The following is an 18,778-nucleotide window of genomic DNA, read 5'->3' on the forward strand; positions in this document are numbered from 1 at the left end:
GCACACCCGCCGATACGTACCCCCGAAAAGACGGGCAAAATAGACGCATGGAGCGCGCAGCGGAGAAGGCGAAGGGCCACACGACGGGTGCCACGAGCGACCTCGGCGCCTATCTGCGCGCCCGCCGCGCGCAGGTCACTCCCGAACAGGCCGGGCTGACCACAGCCCCCGGCCCGCGCCGCACGCCGGGCCTGCGCCGGGAGGAGCTGGCCACGCTTGCCGGGATCAGCATCGACTACTACGTACGTCTGGAACGCGGCAAGGAGACCCACCCCGGTCCCACGGTCGTCGACGCCCTTGCCCGCGCCCTGCTCCTCGACGCGTCCGAGCACCGGCACCTGCGCGAGCTCGCTTCCCGTGCCGCCTACGCCCCCGAAGCGCCGCCGCCCGAACCCGGCCACACCCTGAGACCGCAGCTGATGGTGCTCCTGGAGTCCGTGCGCCCGAACGCGGCCTACGTCGTCAGCCGCACCCTGGACCTGTTGGCCTTCAACCCCGGCGCGCTCCGGCTCTTCGCAGGCCTGGCCGACTGGCCGCCGCCGCGGCGGAACTTCGCCCGCTACGCCTTCCTCCACCCCCTCGCCCGCGACGTACTCGACGACTGGGACGAGCAGGCCCGCGCCTGCGTCGGCCGTCTGCGCGCCCTGGCCGGCATCGAACCGGACGCCCCGGACCTGGCCGACCTGGTCGGCGAACTCCTGGCGAAGAGCCCGGACTTCGCCGACCTGTGGAACCGCTTCGACGTCAAACCGCACGCCCCGGACCCCAAGACCTTCCACCACCCCGACGTCGGCGACCTCCACCTCGGCTACGAGTCGATGCCGCTGGAGCACAGCCACAAGCAGCGGTTCGTCGTGTTCTTCGCCGAGCCGGGTACCTCCGACCACGACAAGCTGATCCTTCTCGACGCGGAACGCGGCGAGCCGGGGCTCGACATCGAGGAGACACGGCTGTCCCGGCGCCGGGCGGCCGACTGAGCAGCAAGGGCCGGGCTTACTGGAAGAACTCCCGTTTGCTCAGTGGGTCATGGCGTCGCGCACGAGTGCGGTGTCGACGAACTGTTCGAAGCGCACGATGAGTCCGCCGCGTACGACGAAGTGGTGCGCGACGCGGACGTCGATCGACTTGGCGGTGGACTTGTTGACGGCGGTGTAGCGGGCCAGGACGACGACGTTCTCGCCGTCGACGACGTAGGTGTCGTCGTGGGCAGTCCAGTCGTCCCAGTCCTGGCCGAGCTTCTCCATTACGTTGGACGTGACCCCGTCAGGGGTGCGGTAGGTGCCGACGAGGGGGAAGCCGGCCATCTCCGTCCACTCCACGTCGGGGGCAAGAGTGGCGCGGAGGGCTTCGAGGTCACCGGCGGCGGAGGCCAGGTACTGGCGGCGTACGACATCCGCGGGCGCCGTGGATTCGGCGAACTCGGCCATGGTCAGCCCCACTTCATCTCACCCTTGGCGACCTTCGCGTATCGCTTAGCCTGCTCGATACCTGCGGCTACGTCGACGCTGGTTCGCTTGGCCTCGACGACAGCGATGGGCGCGTCGTCGCGGTACTCCAGCACATAGTCCGCCACCAGCGCGGGCCCCTGGCGATGCCTACGCGCAGACGCGATCATCTTGCCGTCGTTGATCGGGTACTGCCCTCGGACCTGCTCTTTGCCCCAGCCCGCAGCCGACAACGCTGGCATGACGAAGGCCCGACACGTCTCCTGCTCGCTCATCCCCGCTGCACTTCCCATAAAGAGCATTGGTACTGAATCCGCTGCTCGCGAGTTCGGCAGTGTTGCCGCCAAGGAACGTACGAACTGCTCTGACCTGCACAGATGTCTCGGATCGTGGCCCGGGAAGTCGCCGCAGGTGGCCTCTGTGAGTGGTTGGGAAGCCTAATTCGGGACGCTGGCAGGACGCGGGGAAACGGAAGGGGTCGCTCCGTCCAGTGCGTCGACGCCTCCCAGAGATGGGTAGAGGTCGGCATCGTGCGGCGCAGTTTGGGTCCCCTGGCCATGGAGGGTGCCGTGAGGTCGGCCGGTGCGAGGGCAAACGGCCCGTACTGAAAACGGTCCTACAGGGCGGAGGCGGTCACCGGCAGGTGGACCTTGGCCATGGTCAGGCTCACTGCCGGGTGTGCTCGTCGCCCTCGCGGTAAAGCACCAGGTGCTCGTGGAACAGGACGCCGTCGCGGATGTCGCCGGTGGCGGTGAAGCCGGTGTCGTCGACGTAGTCGAGGTGGTTGCCGGTGACGGTGTAGCTGCCGGTGTAGGCGCTGCGGCGGTTGCCGCGGGCTTCGTCGTAGCGGCCGTTCGGCAGCAGTTCCTGGCGGATGAAGCCGTCCGCGGTCACCCACATGCCGACGTACGGGTGGGAGTCGCGGGGCGTGTCGTTGCTGGTCATGGCTCTACGATCGCCCGGGCGGCCGGTGACAACCAGGCCGCCGTCTCCCCAGGTGAGAGGTTCCTGGGCGCCGCGCACCCAGCCTCGCGAGCGACGACGCCCTTCGTTCGGTGCGACGGCGGCGCGGGTCGTGCGAGACCGCCCCATGCTCCTGCGCCGTACGCGGCGGGGCGGATCGTGGGTGCCCGACACCTAGGGATACGGCGGCCTGGTTGCGGCTCCACTGCACGGCGAACCTGGTGGTCAGGCAGCCGCCGTAGCTGCCGAACACTCGCCTCGGACCTGCACTGGCGCTGATTTCGCGCAGTGGGTCACCGATGAGGCGACTCCACTGAGGAGCATGCAATGAGCATCACCGACACCGGCACCGTGCGCTGGAACCCTGAGGTCCTCGACGAGATTCTCTCGAACGACGAGGGGCGTCCCGTCCTGTTCACCAACGCCCGCATTCTGACGATGGACCCGCTGATCGGGACCATGACCGGGGCCGACCTCCTGTTCGTCGGCTCCCTGGTCGTGGGGGTCGGCCCCGGCATCATCACCGCGGCGGGGGACGACAACGCCATCGTCGTCGACTGCACCGGGTTGACCATCGCCCCCGCCGTCGTGGACACCGTGGCGCTGGCCGGTGGGCGTGGCCACCGCTCGGAGTACGTCGCGACGTTGACCCCGGGCAACACCCCCGACTTCCTGGTGGTGCCCGACGAACTCGCCGCCGACGTGCCGAGCGCCGTGGCCACCCTCATGACCCGACCGGAGCAGGTCCGCGCAGTCGTCGCGGCCGGCCGGCCGGTCCTGTGGTCCGGCGCCGACGTCCCCGGCCGGGCCACTGCCCCCGAGGCGGGCATCCCGGCCGCTCAGGACCTGACCGGCAGCCCGCGCGTCGGCGTCTGGATCGACAGACACGACTTCCTGCACCAGGAGCTCACCGCCGACGGCCGCTACGACGAGACCCGGGGCGGGCGCCCGCACGCCTACCAGGGCCGGTACTGGATCGACGGCGACCGCATCGACTACCTGGACGACCTCGGCTTCTGGGCCTACGGGGAGTTCCAGGGCGACGAGCTGCACCACGCGGGCTACGTCATGAAGCTCGGCTGACCTTCCCCGGTCGGCGCACTCACGGGTCCCGATCCTGGGTGCGCGACACCTGGGGAAACCGCGGCCTGGTTGCCGCCGCGGGCGCGGCCGAGGCTGGTGTTCGAGCAGCCCGGCCCCCGGCGACCACCCTCCCAGCCCTCTCCGGCGTACGACCCACCCTGCCGGCCATCTCCGGCGCATGGCCCGTCCTCCCGGCCCTCACCTCCATACGGAAAGAAGACCTCTCATGAACGTCAACGACACCACCAGCGCCGCCGTCCTCGAAGAGCTCCGGCGTCGTCCCGCCGACCGGCGGCGCATCCTGTTGACCGGCGCGACCGTCGTCACCATGGACCCCGACCTCGGTGTCATCGACGGCGGCGACCTCCTCGTCGAGGGCGACACGATCACCGCCGTCGGCCGCGACCTCGACGCGGCAGATGCCGTGGTCGTCGACGCCACCGGCACGATCCTCACCCCCGGCTTCGTCGACACCCACCGGCACGCCTGGGAGGCCCAGTTGCGCCGGATCATGCCGGACGTCGATGACCTCGGCGGTTACGTCATGGCCACCCTGGCCGGCTACGCCACGGTCTACCGGCCCGAGGACATGTACATCGGCACCCGGCTGGCCGCCCTGACCGCGATCGACAGCGGCATCACGACCATGCTCGACTTCTCCCACAACTCCCGCACCCGCGAGCACTCCGACGCCGCAGTCCAGGCCCTCGTCGACACCGGCATCCGCGGCGTGCACGCCTCCATGGGCCCCCACTTCGGCGAGTGGGACCGGCAGTGGCCGGGCGACCTGGCCCGCATCAAGGGCCAGTACTTCAGCAGCGACGACCAGTTGCTCACCCTGCGCCTGGCCACCCTGGCCACCGACGAGATCGCCGGACCGGCCCTCGCCTACGGCCCCGAACTCGCCCGCGTCGCGAAAGAGTTGGGCATCGGGGTGAGCGTGGACGCCGTCTTCGGCACCTCCTCCTCCGAGGCGGTCCTGCGTTGGGCCAAGGACGGCATACTCAGCCCCGACGTCACCCTCATCCACTCCACCGGACTGACCTCCGAGGCATGGAAGGCGATGGGGGAGACCGGCACCACCGTGGCCCTCGCCCCGACCTCCGACGCGCAGATCGGCCTCGAGACGGCGATCCCCGCCGTCGACGAGGCGCTCTCCGTCGGCATCCGCCCCGGACTGAGCATCGACGTCGAAGTCGCCCTGGCCAGCGACATGTTCACGCAGATGCGGGCCCTGCACGCCATCCAGCGGATGCGCGCGGTCAACGCCGTCTACGGCACCGACCAGCAACCCTCCCGCATCACCACCCATGACGTCCTCGACTTCGCGACCCTCCAAGGTGCCCGTACCAACGGTCTGGCCGGTGTCACCGGCTCACTCACGCCGGGCAAGAAGGCCGACCTGCTGGTCATCCAGGCCGAGGACCTCAACAACATGCCGCTCAACGACCCGATCGGCACGATCGTGCTGGGCTCCGACGCCCGCAACATCAGCGCCGTCCTCATCAACGGCGAGCCCCGAAAGTGGGACGGACACGTCCTCGACGTCGACCTGGCCGCCCTGCGCGGCGAGGTGCATACCTCACGCGAGTACGTGCTGAACACCCCGGCTGTCTGAGCGCCTCAGCTGCCTGATCAACCCGGCCGCCTGGGCACCCCCACCGCCTGGGCAGTCCCCTCCATCGCCCCCGGCCGCTTCTCCTCCTGCGGCCGGGGGCACCCACCCACAGCATCCCGCCAGTGCCATCGGCCGGTCGTGCCGCGCGCGGACACGCGGGGCGGCGACCGGCCGCCCCTTCTGGAGCTCCCATGTCCCACCTCACTCCCACCACTTCCCTCCGGCACACGACAGCCGCGCTCAGCACCCCGGACCAGCCGCCCGCCTGGGCACCCGCCGCCCCGACCATCACCCTGCTGACCGCACTCGGCGTCCTGATGGTCGGGCAGATGTACACCGTCCTGGCCCTGCTGCACCCCATGGCCACCGCACTCGGCACCACATCAGGACAGGCCACCTGGACGGCGACGGCGTTCGGCTTCGCCTACGCCGCCGGATTCCTCCTCGCCGGTCCCCTGTCGGACCGCTACGGTTCGCGCGCCGTGATCACCGCCGGGCTCGTGGCCGCCACCGCAGCCACCCTGGCGGTCGGCGCCGCTCCCGACCTCACCTGGGCCGTCGCCCTGCGGATCGTGCAGGGACTGACCACCGCGACTTTCGCGCCCTCCGCCATCTCCTACGTCGTGCACCACATCGCGCCCCAGCGCCGCGCCACGGCCCTGACTTGCGTCACCAGCGGCATGTTCGCCGCCGCCGTGCTCCTGCAGATCGGCGCCCAGGCCGTCGCGGCCGGACTCGGCTGGCGCGCGGTCTTCTGGATCGGCGCCGCCCTCATGGCCCTGAGCCTGATCCCCGTGCGCCGCGTCCTGCGGCCCGCCCTCCGCCACACCACCGGCGGCGGGCTGCACCAGCCGTTCGCAGCGATGCCACGGTTGCTCGGCCGGCCGCGCCTGGTCGCCCTCTACCTCTCGACCGTGGCCCTGATGGCCGCCTTCGTCGCCGTCTATACGGCGGTCGCCATCGCCGGACCGCCCGGCATCGCCGGGAACTCCTCCGCGATCCTCGCCCTGCGAGCCAGCGCGCTGCCCGCCCTGGTCGCCGTCCCCGTGCTCGCCCCTCTGCTCCAGCGCCTGGCCGCACCCCTGCGCGCGGTCCTCGCCTTCGCGCTGGCCGCCCTCGCCGTCACGGCCGGCTCCTTCCTCGGCGGCCACATCGTGCCGCTGGCCATCGCCCTGCTGCTGTTCGTAGCGGCCGTAGCGGCAGCTGCGCCCGCCGTCGTCGAGACCATCAACGCGGGCGCCGCGCACGCACGCGGAGCGGCCGTCGCCCTCTACGGAGGCAGCATGTTCATCGGCGCCAGCCTGGGCCCGCAGCTCACCGGCGCGCTGACCGGCCTGGGCTTCGCCGACATCCTGCGCGTCATCGCCGCCACGCTCGCGCTGGGCGTCCTGCTGGCCCTGCCCGCGCTCCGCAGACGGCACACCGACTAAGCGGCCCTGGGGAAGTCCCGTGCTGGACGAGGTGGAGTGCGGTCAGGCAGATGGTGGCGGCCTTGCCGCACCCCCGATCGGGTGCACGCAACGGGCTGTCGGCCTTCTCACGCGGTCGGCGGCCCATTGCGGTCGGATCCGCGAGGACGGCGGCGGGTCCGGTCATGAACGATCTGACGGCCCTGAGGCGACCTGTACCTCAAGGAGCGGTTCGAGCTGGGCGGCCCACTTCGGGTGCACGGCGGCCTTCTTCTCGTGCAGCGCCATGATCTCGCCGGCCAGCTCTGGGGCCATGTCGTCGGAAAGGTCGGGGCCGATGGAGATCTTGGCCAGGTGCGGGATGATCTCGGGGTCTCCCGCCAGATGAACCGGGTCGTGCATGTACCGCTCGAGGGCCGCCAGGTCCTCAATGCCCACGCAGTAGGCGTGGGTGAGGCCATCGGCGGGATCGCCCAGGCTCTGCCCGACGGTTGCGAACGAGACCGACTCGACGGACGCCGTTCGCCGCATCAGCGCGAGCACCTGGGCCTTCTGCTCCTCGGTCGTCCCGTCCTTGAAGGCGAAGCGCAGCGTGTGAACGATCATGGTTTCCCGTCCCTTGATTGAACCAGCTAGTTCAGTAAATCTTCCTTATGGGTATTGCACTTAGAATGAACCCATGGGTTCAACAGCGTCAAGCGGGGGCAGTGGCGTCTCGCGCGGGCGGGTCGACAAGCGACAGGCGATCCTGGACGCCGCGTTCGCCGTCTTCGCGCGGCGCGGATACGCACAGGCATGCGTCCAGGAGATCGCGGAGGAGGCGCGCGTCGCCAAACCGACCGTCTACAGCCACCTGAACGACAAGGAGACCCTCTTCCGCCACACCATCGAGGCAGCGGCCGACACGCTGATGGCGGAGAACCTCGCGGTCGTCGAGCGGCTGCGCGAGCGAGCCCCCGACGATGACCTGCGTGTGGCGCTTGCGGACCTGGCCCAGCGGCTGCTGAGGATCTGCTGCGGTGAACGCGCCCGCGCGCTGCGCTGGTTGACCTACGCACAGGTGGCGCGATTCCCCGACCTGATCGAGACCGTGCAGGAGCGCACCGCGCACCGTCCCCGCGCGGCGCTCGCCGATCGGCTGGCCCGCCTCTCGCTCGCCGGCCGCCTGCGCCCATGCGACCCGGAGCAGGCCGCCGAACACTTCTTCGCCCTGCTCACCGGCCCTTTGGAGTCCCGCTCCCGGCTGGGCACCCGTCGCGTCCCCGCCGCCGAGCTCCGCGTCATCGCGGATGCGGCCGTGGACGCCTTCCTGCGCGCGTACGGGAGCGACTGAGCGGTCTGTCGGTGATGTCGGCTGCAGTTCGGGTACGAGGTGGGCAGGGAGGGGCTGCCATGCCGAAGATCCTGCGCGTGAAGTTGACGCTTGATCAGGAACGTGAGGTGCGTGAGCGTCTGCGGGCGCGTGATTCAGCGCCGCATGCCCGGCTGCGTCTGGAGTGCAGCCGGCTGATTGCGCGAGGTATGACCGTGCCCCAGGTTGCTGATCTGCTCGAATGAAACAACGTCACCGCGCGAGGTGCGGTCCACCGCTTCGAGGACGGTGGATTCGAAGCCCTGGCCGATGCCCCGCGCCCAGGCCGCCCGCCCGATCACCCGCGAGGACCGAGAGGCCCTGGCCGCGTTGCTGATGAGTCCGCGTGTCAGGCCGTACCTGGACAGCCGCGGCACTGTGCGACTGGCTGCGGGCCGAACGCGGGGTGAGGGTCGGCGCGGCTTGGCTGACCGAGTTGCTTCACCGGGACGGGTTCGGGTGGAAACGAACGCGTGACACCCTGCGGCACAAGGCCGACCCCGTCCTCCAGCAGGCCGCACGGGCACAGCCGGAGGACTTACGGCCTTACGGCTGGCGGCGGATACCGGCGTAAGCGACTTGTACTTCCTCGACGAGAGCGGCTTCGCGCCGGCAAGGTCGACGCGGCCACGCTGCTGGAGTTCGAGTTCGTGTGCACGAAGCTGGCTGGTCTGCCCGGCGGGGCTGCGAGACTGGAGGAACCGCCCGCGGGCTGGAAGCGCGCCCGTTCCCTGCACCGTCGTCCTGGACAACGCCTCGGCACACGTGGCCAGAGCGTTCAAAGGCCGCCGCGAGGAGCTGGCCGCGGTCGGTGTCGAACTCTTCTACCTGCCGCCCCGCAGCCCCGAGGGTCGGTGAGTGGTGTCCCGTCGCCCAGACGGAACCGACCTCCGGCGAGGCCTACAACGTACCCGTTCTCGACTGGAGACTTCCTCAAGGCGGCACCACCTCCGCCGGACTGCTGAGCCTCAGAGGAATTCCGGCAACCGCGTCCGCCGACGCGTCATGGCGGGGGAGGAACAGCGTTCGGCTGTTCCTCCCCCGCCATGACGGGACGGACTTCAGATGGCCTGGGCGGTCGGCATGATGGTGATCTCGGTGAGGTTGACGTGGCGCGGAACAGCGGCCATGAAGGCAACGGTTTCGGCGATGTCGGCGGACTGCAGACAGTCGATGTCGTGGATGAGGTCGGCCATCAACTTGGAGGCGTCGGGGTCGGTGACGTGGTCGGGAAGTTCGGTGACCACCATGCCGGGCTCGATGGTGGCCACGCGGACCATCTTGGGACCGAGTTCTACGCGGAGCAGCCGGGTGAGGTGGCTGATGTACGCCTTGGTGCCCGAGTAGATCGAGAACTTCGCCAGGATACGGGTTGCCGCGATGGACGAGGTGTTGATCAGGTCGGCGGGCCTGCCCTGGGCGGCGGAGTCCGTCAGGTGCGGGAGGAACGCGGCGATGACGTTCATCAGGCCGCTGATGTTGAGGTCGATCTGGCGCTGCCAGTCGTCGACCTTGAGCTCCTCGATGCCGGAGATGAGCTGGACGCCGGCGTTGTTGAACACGAGATCGGCCTTGCCGAAGCGCGCGGCGACCTGGTCGGCGGCTGCCTGGACGGCGGCGCGGTCGGTGACGTCGACGGCCAGGGCGAGAGCGGTGCCGCCGGCGGCCTCGATGTTCTTGGCCAGGCTGTCGAGGCGCTCCTTGCGCCGAGCTAGTACGACCACGGTGGCGCCGAGTTCGGCGAGGCGCTCGGCGGTGACGGCGCCCATGCCGCTGGAGGCGCCGGAGACGACAGCGACACGGCCGGCCAGGGGAGTGCCGGTGAGCAGAGCAGCAGACATCACAAAACCTCAATCTCTTTGATCGGCGGGTGGGGAGAGGCGGATCAGTGGTGCGGTGCCCGGCCGGGCCGGGTTCTCCTTCCCGGCCGGGCTGTTGAGGGGCTGCGGGCGCCCGAGCGCGATGGCGCCCTGCGGTGCGTCAGACGGCGTCGTCGTGCGCGGTGGCGGCGGACTTCTCCCGCCACGGGGCGAGGTCGTCCTGCACCTGCTGGTACTTGACGTCGAGCCGCTCCAGGGTGTCGCGCCCGAGGTAGAGGTGAGTGGGCAGCTTCTCGGCGGAAGCGACCTCGACGATAAGGGCGGCGCCCTTGACGGGGTCGCCGAGCTGCGCGTGGTTGGCCTTGTCGATCCAGTCCAGCGTCACGTGCGCGGGGGTGTCGTCGTAGTCGGCGATGCGGTCCGCGGCGACCGACAGGGAGCTGGCGTCGAGGAAGTCGGTGCGGAAGACGCCCGGCTCGACGACCATCGACTGAATCCCGAACGGCGCCATCTCGACGGAGAGTGCCTCGCTGATGCCGGCGACGGCGAACTTCGACGCGCAGTACAGGCTGACGCCGGGCTCGCCCTCGAAACCCGATCGGGAACCGATGTGCACCAGCCTGCCCGAGCCCTGCTTGCGCATGACGGGCAGCACGGCGCGGGTGACGTTGATCAGGCCGAAGACGTTGAGGTCGAACAGCGACCGGGCCTCCGCGTCGGTGATCTCCTCCAGCGCGCCGAGCAGGCCGCGGCCTGCGTTGTTCACTAGGACGTCGATGCCGCCGAACCGGTCCACGGCGGCCGCGACCGCCTGCGGGATGCTGTCGTTGTCCGTGACGTCCAGGGCGACGGCGAAGACCCGGTCGGAGTTCTTCAGATCCTCCGGCACCCGCTCCGGGTTCCGTACGGCGACCACGACATTGTTACCGCCTGCCAGGGCGGCGCGGGCGATTTCAGCACCGATTCCGCGGGAAGCACCGGTGACAAACCACGTAGCCATGGGAAAACCTCTTTCGTCGTATCCCCTTGTGGGGGATTTCCTGTTGACGAATTCGAGTCTGGCCGTGGGCTACGGTGCTATGAAGGCTGTGCTCTTCCTGGGAGTCCTACACCTAGGAAGACGAGACGTACGTCCGGCGAAGTACCGCAGGGTGAGCGGTGAGTTCCGGTGGGACGAAGCCGGCAGAGGCAACAGGATGCGGGCCGTTCGGCGGTCAACCGCGCACCCTTGGCGGCCTTGCCGGAGTCCGCCGACGGTGCACGCTGCGGGCTGGGGATCCCGGAGGTGGGGTCGGCTGGGAACGCGGCCGGGAAAACACACGGTAGCTGTTTTCCGGTCCGCCGACATTCGGCGAGGCGAATGCGGTGGCCTGTTCGACAGAATTCCGGGCGCTGCCGAGAGGAATGCGCGGTAGCGGCCCGGGTTATCTCTCCTGGATCAGGCGCCGTCCCCAGGATTCTGCTGACGGGGCACTTCAGGTGCGCTGAGGGAGCCCAGCAGGGCCAGACCGTCCGCGGACGAGGAGCCCGGCTCCGCCTGCAGGATGACGAGCTGCTGTCCCGGGGCGCTGCGGATGGTGAGGGCCTCGTGCCGCAACTCCAGGTCTCCCACGACTGAGTGGTATATGTGCTTGACCTCGTAGGGCGGGACCCGGGTGTACTCGTGCGCCCACAGGGAGCGGAACTCGCCGCTGCGCACGGACAGTTCGCCGACGAGCTCCAGGATGCGGGCGTCCTCGGGGGTGTTCGCGGCGGTCTGCTGAAGGTCGGAGACCGCGCGATGCTTGGCCCGCTCGGCGTTCCTGTAGAAGGTTTTCGCCGCGGGGTCCAGGAAGAGCATGCGCAGCACGTTGTCGTGCTGCGCGAAGTCACGGTAGAGATCGTCGGTCAGTGCGTTGGTGGCCAGCAGGTCCTGGGCGTGGCCGATGATGAACGCCGGGGTCTTGGTCCAGCTCTCGATCAGTTGCCGCAGATGCGGCCGGACACGCTCGACCCGGGCGGGGGACTTCGTGCGGCGGCGAGCCGCCGGCCGGGCCAGCCGGAAGAGCTCCCGCTGGTCTTCCTCCCCGAGTCGCAGCACGCGGGCGATGGCCTCCAGTACCCGGATCGAGGGGCTGAGTTCACGGCCCTGCTCAAGCCGACTGTAGTAGCTCAAGCTGACACCCGTCAGCGCCGCGACCTCGTCCCGCCGCAAACCGGGCACCCTGCGGCGACCGGCGCTGGGCAGTCCCGCGTCCGCGGGGCTGAGGCGTTCCCGGCGGGCGCGGAGGAACTGACCCAGCCCTTCAACCGAGTCGGAGCGCGTGACGTTGTCCATGCTCCCGAGGCTAGGCGGAAAACGCCCGTAAATGGTCTGCCGATGGTGGGTGCGTTACACCCAGGATTGTGCGCCCACGGGTGACGCACGGATGTGACGGACGGCGAAAAGCTTCCCGACAGCCCGGCGCCTCCGCAAAAACGACGCGAGGCCGGGAAAATCCCGCCAATCAGGTCATGAAGGTACTACGCGTTCAAGATCCGCAACCTAGTGTCATAGTGCGTGACCGGCAGGTCCCGTCGGCTGGAAATCATCTAGTCTTGCCGCATGAGCAATGGGACACCTTTGGGTGATTTCCTCAGAGCCCGCCGCGAAGCCCTCAAGCCACAGGACGTCGGTCTGCCCGAATACGGGCGACGCCGGGTACCGGGACTGCGCAGAGAAGAAGTCGCGATGCTCGCCGGAGTCAGCTCCGACTACTACATCAGGCTGGAACAGGGACGCGAGAACAGCCCCTCCCCGCAGGTGCTCGACGCCGTGGCCCAAGCACTGAAACTCGATGCGGAAGCCGCCGAACATCTCAACCGCCTCTGCCTCACCGCCTCGCAGCGCCCGCGCGACTGGGGCCAGGCGGACATCAGCCAACAGTTGTTGGAGCTGATGAACGGATGGGAGCACACCCCGGCCTTCGTCGTCGGCCCGGCCCTCGACATCATGGCAGCCAACTCCCTTGCCACGGCCCTCCACAGCGGGTTCGACCAGTTCGACAACCTCGCTCGCATGGTGTTCGTCGACCCGGCAGGGCGCGAGTTCTACCAGGAATGGGAGCGAGCCGCGCACTCCTGTGTCGCCGAACTCAGGGCCGCATACGGCCACGATCCAGAATCGGCCCGCATCGCCGACGCCGTGGCGGAACTGTCCGCCCAGAGCGAGGAATTCGCCGGAATCTGGAAGATGCACGAGGTCAAGAGCAAGTCCCAGGAAGGCAAGCACCTCAAGCACCCCGAGGTCGGAGACCTGCACATCAAGTTCGCGGCCTTCACGGTCAACGGGGCCCCGCATCAGCAGCTCGTGGTCTATCAGGCTGAACCGGCCAGCCCGACGGCAGCCGCCTTCGAGACGCTGAGGGCCATGGCCGCCGAGCCGAAGCAGGCCCAAGCGGCTGTGCCCGCCGCCGACCTCGCGGCCAAGGACCAGTAGCCGCGAACGGGAGCCGTACGACAGCCGCTTACCGCCTGGATGTTCCCCAACGTCGACCAGACCCTCCACCTCCACTGCCAGCCCGAAGGTCACTGGACCGGCCTAAACGCCACGGTCACGTTCGGCCCCACCGGGCAAGACCTCACCAGCACCGTCCTGCACGAGATCAACAGCCCGGTCGGACACGCACTACAGATCCTCACCGTCCGGCCCCATGCCCAACCACTGATCACGGGCTGGGCGTTGGAAGGGGAATCCGCTGCGGGCGAGTTCGGGACCCTTTTCTGAGCTGGCCCGATCGTCGCCGCGTTCGCTGAGGACGTCCGGCCTGGACGCGTTCGGGACGCGTTCGGGACGCAAGGACAGGAACAGACAGGCAAAGGCTGAGAGGGACCGACACGGCTCATGGCATCTGACCTGCAAAAACACCATGGATGAGCATTGATCGGCAAGGGTCGCCAAGATCCTCAAAGGACTCATAATCCGTCGGCCGTGGGTTCGAGTCCCACCCGCCCCACCTGTGTAGGTCCCTGACCTGCGGAAACGTTCATTTTGTCCTGTCGGATCGTCAACTTCGCCTGAACGGACTGAATCCGCTGCTCGCGAGTTCGGGGCCGGTTCGGTCTGCGTTCAGCCGGTAGGTGCCTGACCTGCACGTATGCGCGTTGGTGGGTAGCTGGTGAGACCTGTTCTGGTGGGTCGTGCTGCGGTAGTGCCATGAATTGAGGCCATGTTGAGGCCGCTGGTAACGGGCAGAGCGGTGTCGACGGATCTGCGCTCCGGTCGGCACATGTGGGTCGAGGCGTTCGATGTGGTGGTCTTCCGGGTTTGCGGCACGCGGGAATGTAGGTCGTGGTGATGGCAGGTGGGAGCCAGGAACTGCCCCAAGAGGAAACTGCCCTGAGCGATCACTCGGTCCTCTCGTGTGGTGCCCCATGGTCCAAGTGGTCAGGACGTCGCGGCGGTCGAGGAGGGTCTCGTCCAGCTGCTCAGGTTTGCGGACCGCCGGCAGCTGAGTATGGTCCGGTGCCTGGTCGCTGTCGGTGTGACAGCCGGCGGCTTCGACGAGCGCGTCTCAGATGGATCACCTTCGCTCACGCGGTGAGTACGGCGGGGCGCAGAGCGGTCCCTGCTGTCTGGGGAGAAGGCAAGGCGGCCGAAGAAGTCGCCGGTCGGTCCTGTCCACGTCGGCCGGTTCACTCCCTTCGCGCAGTGAGCACTTCGCGTCGAGCCCTCTGAAGCTGTTGTCCTCCGGATTTGAGGACGGAATTTGCGCTGGTCGGGCATAGGGTCGGTGATTCCGTGGGAGCCGTGGCCTGTCGTGTCGTCGCTCCCCGGGAAATCGCGGATGTCGTCGGTTGTCGGACTGCGCGAGGAGGCCGACCGCATCCGGGCCGAGCTGCCAGACCTCACTGAGAGCCGCACCTGACCTCAAGCACCAGTCGGCTCCCCTGCTCTGCGGCCCCGCAACCATGTCGACGCCAAGGCAACAGCGCGTATGGGGTGTCGGCCGTTTGGATTCGACGCCCGTTCCCGCAGTCCTGTCTGCGGGAACGGGCATGCCACGTTCAGGCGTGCGGCAGGAGCTGTTCCACGTCGGCCTCCAGCGCCGCCTCGTCCGCCCGGGGCGGGTTCGCTCCGGAGACTGAGCAGGTCAGGGCGGCGACGCGGGCTGCGAAGGAGCAGGCGTCGGTCAGGTCTTCGAGGCTCAGTGCGTCGAGTCGGCCGCCGAGGTGCCCGAGGGCGGCGAGTCGGTGGAGCAGGCCCGCGGTGAAGGAGTCCCCGGCGCCGACGGTGTCGACGACGTCGACGGCCGGGGCCGCGACGGTGACGCGGAGGCCGTCGAGGGAGGCGAGGGCGCCCCGTCCGCCCAAGGTGACGACGACGAGCCGGGCGCCGGCGGCGTGCCAAGTGTCGCACGCAGCTTCAGGGCTGACACCAGGGAGGAGCAGGTCGAGGTCGTCCTCGCTCAGGCGGAGGATGTCGGCGAGGGCGCACCAGTGGGGGAGCCGTTCGCGGTAGGTGGCGGGTGGTACGAGCAGAGGGCGGACGTTGGGGTCGATGGACACGGTGACGTCCTCGCGTGCCTGGGCGAGGTAGGCCTCGATGCGGCTGCCGCCGGGTTGGCGTATCAGTGCCAGGGAACCGGTGTGCAGGCACGCCGCGCCGTCCGACCTGGTGGTGGCGAGTTCCTCATCGGTCCACTGCCAGTCGGCCGCGCTGTCGGCGTAGAAGGTGTACGTGGCCTGGCCGGACTCGTCGAGGTCGGCTACGGCGAGGGTGCTGGGCTCGGGGGCGGTCACGCTGCCGGTCAGGTCGACGCCGGCGTCGCTGAGGCGGGCCCGGAAGAGGGTGCCGAAGACATCCGTGGAGAAGCGCCCGAGGAAGCGGGTGGGGGTGCCGAGCCGGGCGAGGGCTACGGCGGTGTTGGCGGGGCCGCCACCGGGCAGGGCGCGCAGCGCGAGTTCGTCGGAGCTGGACCGGGCCGGGTCGGTGAAGGCGTCGGCGACACATTCGCCGAGGACGGTGACGGCGACGCTGCGGGGGGCCTGGGGTCGGGCCATGGTGACTGTCTTCCTCTCTCATAAAGAGTGCGGGTGCGAAGGGCTCCGGGACGGTGGCCTGATGCAGCCCGTGCACAGGTATTGACATGCCGCTCAAGACGGACGTAACTTCCCAGCCACACGGAAGTAACGCGCGTTATTAAAGCGCGAAACTGGAGGCGGTGTCTCGTCTCCGGTCGGCCGAAAGGGACTGGAAGTGGCCACGAACAGGACACAGCGCGTGACCATGAGCGATGTGGCGCGCCACGCGGGCGTCTCGCGGACCACGGTCTCCTTCGTCCTCAACGACAAGCCCGGCGCCGCCATCCCCGAGGAGACCCGTCGGCGGATCCTGGAGGCGATCGAGGAGCTCGGCTACCGGCCCAACGCCGGAGCGCGGGCGCTGGCCGCGAACCGCAGCGGGTGGTTCGGGCTGATCACCGAGATCGTGACCGGCCCCTTCGCGGGGGAGGTGATCACGGGCGCGCAGAGCCGCGCCTGGGGTGACCGGAGGTTCCTGCTGATCGCCGCGAGCGAGGGCGACCCCGCCCAGGAGGCCGCCGCGCTCGACCAGATGCTGGAGCACCGCGTGGAAGGGCTCCTGTACGCCACGACCTGGCACCGCGCCGTCACGCTCCCCAAGGCCGCCCGTGAGGTGCCGACGGTGCTCGTCAACTGCTATGACGTGGAAGGGGAGCTGCCGTGCATCCTGCCCGACGAGGTGTCGGGCGGATACAAGGCGACCCGCCGGCTCCTGGACGCCGGTCACACCCGCATCGGGTTCATCAACCTCGACCCGGCGATCCCGGCCGCCATCGGCAGGCGCGAGGGGTACGAGCGTGCCCTGCGCGAGGCCGGGATCACCCCCGACCCCTCCCTCGTCGTCCCCGGCTGGGCCACCGCCGACAGCGCCTACACCGCCGCCTGCGAACTCCTTGACCGCCCGCCCGGCGACCGGCCGACCGCGCTGTTCTGCGGAAACGACCGGATGGCGATGGGCGCGTACGACGCGATCAAGGAACGTGGGCTGCGCATCCCGCACGACGTGGCCGTGGTGGGGTTCGACAACCAGGAACTCATCGCCGCCTACCTGCGGCCGAAACTGACGACGCTCGCCCTGCCCTTCGAGGCCATGGGCACCAAGGGCATCGACATGCTCGCCGCTCTCGCAGCAGGGCAGCCGCTCGACACCCGTCAGGTGACGATCGACTGCCCGCTGCTCGAACGCTCGTCGGTCTGACCGCTAATCAGCCCGCCGAGGAATCCCGTCCCGTCTTCGCCCTGTGTGTTGAAGAGAGGAAAAGAGTCTCCATTATGGCACCCTCCCGCATACCTCCACGGCGGCCCCGAGCCGTCCTGAGAGCGGTCACCGCGACCGCCGCCGCGGCCCTGGTCCTGTCCGCCTGTACCAGTGGCTCGGGCGCATCCGGCGCCGGTGACACCTCCGGCAACCAGCTGCTCACGATCCCGCGCGAGGATCTGGCGACGTTCACGCGCAACTTCAACCCGCTCTCCCCGCAGGCCGCCCCGATGACCCTGCAGGCGGTCTACGAGCCGCTGGCGGTGCACAGCATGGCGGACGCCAAGGACACGCCGTGGCTGGCCACCAAGTGGGAGCAGGCCAAGGACGGCAAGTCCCTCACCTTCACGCTGCGCGACGGCGTCAAGTGGTCGGACGGCCAGGCGCTCACCGCCGACGACGTCGTCTACACCTTCGAGCTCCAGAAGAAGGTGCTGGGCGGCTTCGACTACCTGGACAAGGCCACCGTGGTCGACGCCCACACGGTGAAGTTCTCCTTCAACAAGGCGTTCTCGACCGCCTTCTACGAGATCAGCGGCCACTACATCCTGCCGAAGCACATCTGGTCCAAGGTGAAGGACCCGGCGAAGTTCACCAACCCGAACCCCGTCGGCACCGGCCCGTACACCAAGATCGAGAAATTCCAGAGCCAGTCGTACGAGCTGCGCAAGAACCCCGACTACTGGCAGCCGGACAAGCAGCGGATCGCCGGCATCCAGATGCTTGCCTTCTCCGGCAACGACAGCGCCAACATCGCCTTCACCAACGGCGAGGTGGACTGGACGCAGTCGTTCATCCCGGACATCGAGAAGTCCTTCGTCGCCAAGGACAAGAAGCACAACCACTACTGGTTCCCGGCCACCGGCGCCATGATCAACTGGCAGCTGAACACCACCAAGGCGCCCTTCGACGACCCGGCCGTGCGCAAGGCGCTCAGCATGGCCGTCGACCGCGACCAGATCACCAAGGTCGCCATGAACGGCTACGCCGAACCCGCCGACTGCACGGGCCTGGCCCACACGTACGACAAGTGGCGCGACAGCTCGCTCGCCGCGTCCTGCACCTGGACGACGTACGACACCGACGCGGCGGCCAAGGCGCTGGACGCGGCCGGCTACGAGGAGAGCGGCGGCAAGCGGAAGCTGAAGAACGGCAAGGACTTCACGCTCGACATCTCCGTCGGCTCCGCCTCCTCCGACTGGATCTCGGTCGCCAACATCATCAAGCAGAACCTCGCGAAGGTCGGCATCACGGCAACCGTGAAGACGCCCGACTGGTCGGCGGTCTCGGCGTCGTACAACACCGGCACCTTCGACACCGGCATCGTGTGGAGCAACAACGGCGCCACGCCGTACGAGTACTTCCGCGGCGTGATGTCGACCAAGATGGTGCAGCCGGTCGGCAAGCAGGCCACGGAGAACTATCACCGCTTCGGCGACAAGAAGGCCGACAAGCTCATCGACGCCTTCGCCGCCGCCACGGACGAGAGCGCGCAGCGCGAGCAGATGAACGGCCTGCAGGAGCTGTACGACAACGACGCGCCCGTCGTCCCGCTGTTCACCGGCCCCGAGTGGGGCGCGTACACGGACGCCCGCTTCACCGGCTGGCCCACCGAGAAGAACCCGTACGCCACCCTCGGCAACCGCAACGGCAGCACGGTCCTTGTGCTCACGTCGCTGAAGCCCGTCAAGGGCTGACGCCGCCCGCGGACCGGCGGCCGCCCTCCTCCCCGGACGGCCGCCCCGCGCACCGAGCCACACGTTCACCCCCCACTGACAGGGAGCACGAC

18 protein-coding genes and 1 pseudogene are annotated in these 18,778 nt (G+C 68.9%); 11 read left to right on the forward strand and 8 right to left on the reverse strand.

Features of this window, described 5'->3' with window-relative positions; translation table 11 throughout:
* Positions 1 to 47: 47 nt before the first annotated feature.
* Positions 48 to 977 (forward strand): helix-turn-helix transcriptional regulator, encoded by a 930-nt coding sequence (locus JIX55_RS43455; RefSeq protein WP_257568706.1) that lies wholly within the window; start codon positions 48 to 50, stop codon positions 975 to 977.
* A gap of 39 nt (positions 978 to 1,016) precedes the next feature.
* Here the strand turns inward: JIX55_RS43455 and JIX55_RS43460 are convergent, their stop codons facing one another.
* From JIX55_RS43460 to JIX55_RS43470, 3 genes are all read right to left on the reverse strand, one after another.
* Complete coding sequence (locus tag JIX55_RS43460) at positions 1,017 to 1,427, reverse strand: nuclear transport factor 2 family protein (protein ID WP_257569689.1); 411 nt, start codon at positions 1,425 to 1,427, stop codon at positions 1,017 to 1,019.
* A 2-nt stretch (positions 1,428 to 1,429) separates the two neighbouring features.
* Positions 1,430 to 1,720, reverse strand: coding sequence for a hypothetical protein (locus tag JIX55_RS43465; RefSeq protein WP_257568707.1), 291 nt, complete (start codon positions 1,718 to 1,720; stop codon positions 1,430 to 1,432).
* Between the two features lie 391 nt (positions 1,721 to 2,111).
* Positions 2,112 to 2,390, reverse strand: coding sequence for an Atu4866 domain-containing protein (locus JIX55_RS43470; protein ID WP_257568708.1), 279 nt, complete (start codon positions 2,388 to 2,390; stop codon positions 2,112 to 2,114).
* A 345-nt stretch (positions 2,391 to 2,735) separates the two neighbouring features.
* On the opposite strand from JIX55_RS43470, the gene JIX55_RS43475 reads away from it, so the two are divergent.
* From JIX55_RS43475 to JIX55_RS43485, 3 genes are all read left to right on the forward strand, one after another.
* Entirely contained in the window at positions 2,736 to 3,491 is a 756-nt protein-coding gene (locus JIX55_RS43475; RefSeq protein WP_257568709.1) for an Atu4866 domain-containing protein, read from the forward strand.
* A 226-nt stretch (positions 3,492 to 3,717) separates the two neighbouring features.
* On the forward strand, positions 3,718 to 5,109 hold the full coding sequence (locus JIX55_RS43480) for an amidohydrolase family protein (RefSeq protein ID WP_257568710.1): 1,392 nt from the start codon (positions 3,718 to 3,720) through the stop codon (positions 5,107 to 5,109).
* Positions 5,110 to 5,300: 191 nt separating this feature from the next.
* The gene (locus JIX55_RS43485) at positions 5,301 to 6,539 is read left to right on the forward strand and encodes an MFS transporter (RefSeq protein ID WP_257568711.1); all 1,239 of its coding nucleotides are present in this window, start codon (positions 5,301 to 5,303) and stop codon (positions 6,537 to 6,539) included.
* A gap of 162 nt (positions 6,540 to 6,701) precedes the next feature.
* Here JIX55_RS43485 and JIX55_RS43490 read toward each other — a convergent pair whose 3' ends face one another.
* Positions 6,702 to 7,124, reverse strand: a complete 423-nt coding sequence (locus JIX55_RS43490; protein ID WP_257568712.1) for a Dabb family protein — start codon at positions 7,122 to 7,124, stop codon at positions 6,702 to 6,704.
* Between the two features lie 73 nt (positions 7,125 to 7,197).
* Between JIX55_RS43490 and JIX55_RS43495 the strand changes: the two genes are divergently transcribed.
* From JIX55_RS43495 to JIX55_RS43505, 3 genes are all read left to right on the forward strand, one after another.
* Positions 7,198 to 7,851, forward strand: a complete 654-nt coding sequence (locus tag JIX55_RS43495) for a TetR/AcrR family transcriptional regulator (protein ID WP_257568713.1) — start codon at positions 7,198 to 7,200, stop codon at positions 7,849 to 7,851.
* Between the two features lie 59 nt (positions 7,852 to 7,910).
* Positions 7,911 to 8,075 (forward strand): hypothetical protein, encoded by a 165-nt coding sequence (locus JIX55_RS43500; RefSeq protein WP_257568714.1) that lies wholly within the window; start codon positions 7,911 to 7,913, stop codon positions 8,073 to 8,075.
* Between the two features lie 140 nt (positions 8,076 to 8,215).
* On the forward strand, positions 8,216 to 8,443 hold the full coding sequence (locus tag JIX55_RS43505) for a winged helix-turn-helix domain-containing protein (protein WP_257568715.1): 228 nt from the start codon (positions 8,216 to 8,218) through the stop codon (positions 8,441 to 8,443).
* Between the two features lie 487 nt (positions 8,444 to 8,930).
* Here JIX55_RS43505 and JIX55_RS43510 read toward each other — a convergent pair whose 3' ends face one another.
* From JIX55_RS43510 to JIX55_RS43520, 3 genes are all read right to left on the reverse strand, one after another.
* Complete coding sequence (locus tag JIX55_RS43510; RefSeq protein WP_257568717.1) at positions 8,931 to 9,713, reverse strand: SDR family oxidoreductase; 783 nt, start codon at positions 9,711 to 9,713, stop codon at positions 8,931 to 8,933.
* 136 nt (positions 9,714 to 9,849) lie between these two features.
* On the reverse strand, positions 9,850 to 10,689 hold the full coding sequence (locus JIX55_RS43515; protein WP_257568719.1) for an SDR family NAD(P)-dependent oxidoreductase: 840 nt from the start codon (positions 10,687 to 10,689) through the stop codon (positions 9,850 to 9,852).
* 438 nt (positions 10,690 to 11,127) lie between these two features.
* Positions 11,128 to 12,006 (reverse strand): helix-turn-helix transcriptional regulator, encoded by an 879-nt coding sequence (locus tag JIX55_RS43520; RefSeq protein ID WP_257568720.1) that lies wholly within the window; start codon positions 12,004 to 12,006, stop codon positions 11,128 to 11,130.
* Between the two features lie 267 nt (positions 12,007 to 12,273).
* Here JIX55_RS43520 and JIX55_RS43525 point away from each other — a divergent pair, with 267 nt between their 5' ends.
* Positions 12,274 to 13,146 (forward strand): helix-turn-helix transcriptional regulator, encoded by an 873-nt coding sequence (locus tag JIX55_RS43525; RefSeq protein ID WP_257568721.1) that lies wholly within the window; start codon positions 12,274 to 12,276, stop codon positions 13,144 to 13,146.
* Positions 13,147 to 13,158: 12 nt separating this feature from the next.
* Positions 13,159 to 13,434 (forward strand): annotated as a pseudogene (locus JIX55_RS43530) (hypothetical protein); the annotation flags it as partial.
* 1,280 nt (positions 13,435 to 14,714) lie between these two features.
* On the opposite strand, the gene JIX55_RS43535 reads toward JIX55_RS43530, so the two are convergent.
* Positions 14,715 to 15,710 carry a carbohydrate kinase family protein gene (locus JIX55_RS43535; protein ID WP_257568722.1) on the reverse strand — a complete coding sequence of 332 codons (996 nt, stop codon included), beginning with the start codon at positions 15,708 to 15,710 and terminating at the stop codon, positions 14,715 to 14,717.
* Positions 15,711 to 15,936: 226 nt separating this feature from the next.
* Between JIX55_RS43535 and JIX55_RS43540 the strand changes: the two genes are divergently transcribed.
* Positions 15,937 to 16,929 carry a LacI family DNA-binding transcriptional regulator gene (locus JIX55_RS43540; protein ID WP_257569690.1) on the forward strand — a complete coding sequence of 331 codons (993 nt, stop codon included), beginning with the start codon at positions 15,937 to 15,939 and terminating at the stop codon, positions 16,927 to 16,929.
* A 74-nt stretch (positions 16,930 to 17,003) separates the two neighbouring features.
* Positions 17,004 to 18,686, forward strand: coding sequence for an ABC transporter substrate-binding protein (locus JIX55_RS43545; protein WP_257568723.1), 1,683 nt, complete (start codon positions 17,004 to 17,006; stop codon positions 18,684 to 18,686).
* Positions 18,687 to 18,778: the final 92 nt, after the last annotated feature.

Origin of the sequence: Streptomyces sp. DSM 40750 (assembly GCF_024612035.1) — a bacterium.
In the GTDB taxonomy this organism is placed as follows: domain Bacteria; phylum Actinomycetota; class Actinomycetes; order Streptomycetales; family Streptomycetaceae; genus Streptomyces.

What these genes read in the sequence shown, in the direction of transcription:
- JIX55_RS43455 (WP_257568706.1), top strand. Translation starts at nt 48, where the DNA reads ATGGAGCGCGCAGCGGAGAAGGCGAAGGGCCACACGACGGGTGCCACG.
- JIX55_RS43460 (WP_257569689.1), bottom strand. Translation starts at nt 1,427, where the DNA reads ATGGCCGAGTTCGCCGAATCCACGGCGCCCGCGGATGTCGTACGCCGC.
- JIX55_RS43465 (WP_257568707.1), bottom strand. Translation starts at nt 1,720, where the DNA reads ATGAGCGAGCAGGAGACGTGTCGGGCCTTCGTCATGCCAGCGTTGTCG.
- JIX55_RS43470 (WP_257568708.1), bottom strand. Translation starts at nt 2,390, where the DNA reads ATGACCAGCAACGACACGCCCCGCGACTCCCACCCGTACGTCGGCATG.
- JIX55_RS43475 (WP_257568709.1), top strand. Translation starts at nt 2,736, where the DNA reads ATGAGCATCACCGACACCGGCACCGTGCGCTGGAACCCTGAGGTCCTC.
- JIX55_RS43480 (WP_257568710.1), top strand. Translation starts at nt 3,718, where the DNA reads ATGAACGTCAACGACACCACCAGCGCCGCCGTCCTCGAAGAGCTCCGG.
- JIX55_RS43485 (WP_257568711.1), top strand. Translation starts at nt 5,301, where the DNA reads ATGTCCCACCTCACTCCCACCACTTCCCTCCGGCACACGACAGCCGCG.
- JIX55_RS43490 (WP_257568712.1), bottom strand. Translation starts at nt 7,124, where the DNA reads ATGATCGTTCACACGCTGCGCTTCGCCTTCAAGGACGGGACGACCGAG.
- JIX55_RS43495 (WP_257568713.1), top strand. Translation starts at nt 7,198, where the DNA reads ATGGGTTCAACAGCGTCAAGCGGGGGCAGTGGCGTCTCGCGCGGGCGG.
- JIX55_RS43500 (WP_257568714.1), top strand. Translation starts at nt 7,911, where the DNA reads ATGCCGAAGATCCTGCGCGTGAAGTTGACGCTTGATCAGGAACGTGAG.
- JIX55_RS43515 (WP_257568719.1), bottom strand. Translation starts at nt 10,689, where the DNA reads ATGGCTACGTGGTTTGTCACCGGTGCTTCCCGCGGAATCGGTGCTGAA.
- JIX55_RS43520 (WP_257568720.1), bottom strand. Translation starts at nt 12,006, where the DNA reads ATGGACAACGTCACGCGCTCCGACTCGGTTGAAGGGCTGGGTCAGTTC.
- JIX55_RS43525 (WP_257568721.1), top strand. Translation starts at nt 12,274, where the DNA reads ATGAGCAATGGGACACCTTTGGGTGATTTCCTCAGAGCCCGCCGCGAA.
- JIX55_RS43535 (WP_257568722.1), bottom strand. Translation starts at nt 15,710, where the DNA reads ATGGCCCGACCCCAGGCCCCCCGCAGCGTCGCCGTCACCGTCCTCGGC.
- JIX55_RS43540 (WP_257569690.1), top strand. Translation starts at nt 15,937, where the DNA reads ATGAGCGATGTGGCGCGCCACGCGGGCGTCTCGCGGACCACGGTCTCC.
- JIX55_RS43545 (WP_257568723.1), top strand. Translation starts at nt 17,004, where the DNA reads ATGGCACCCTCCCGCATACCTCCACGGCGGCCCCGAGCCGTCCTGAGA.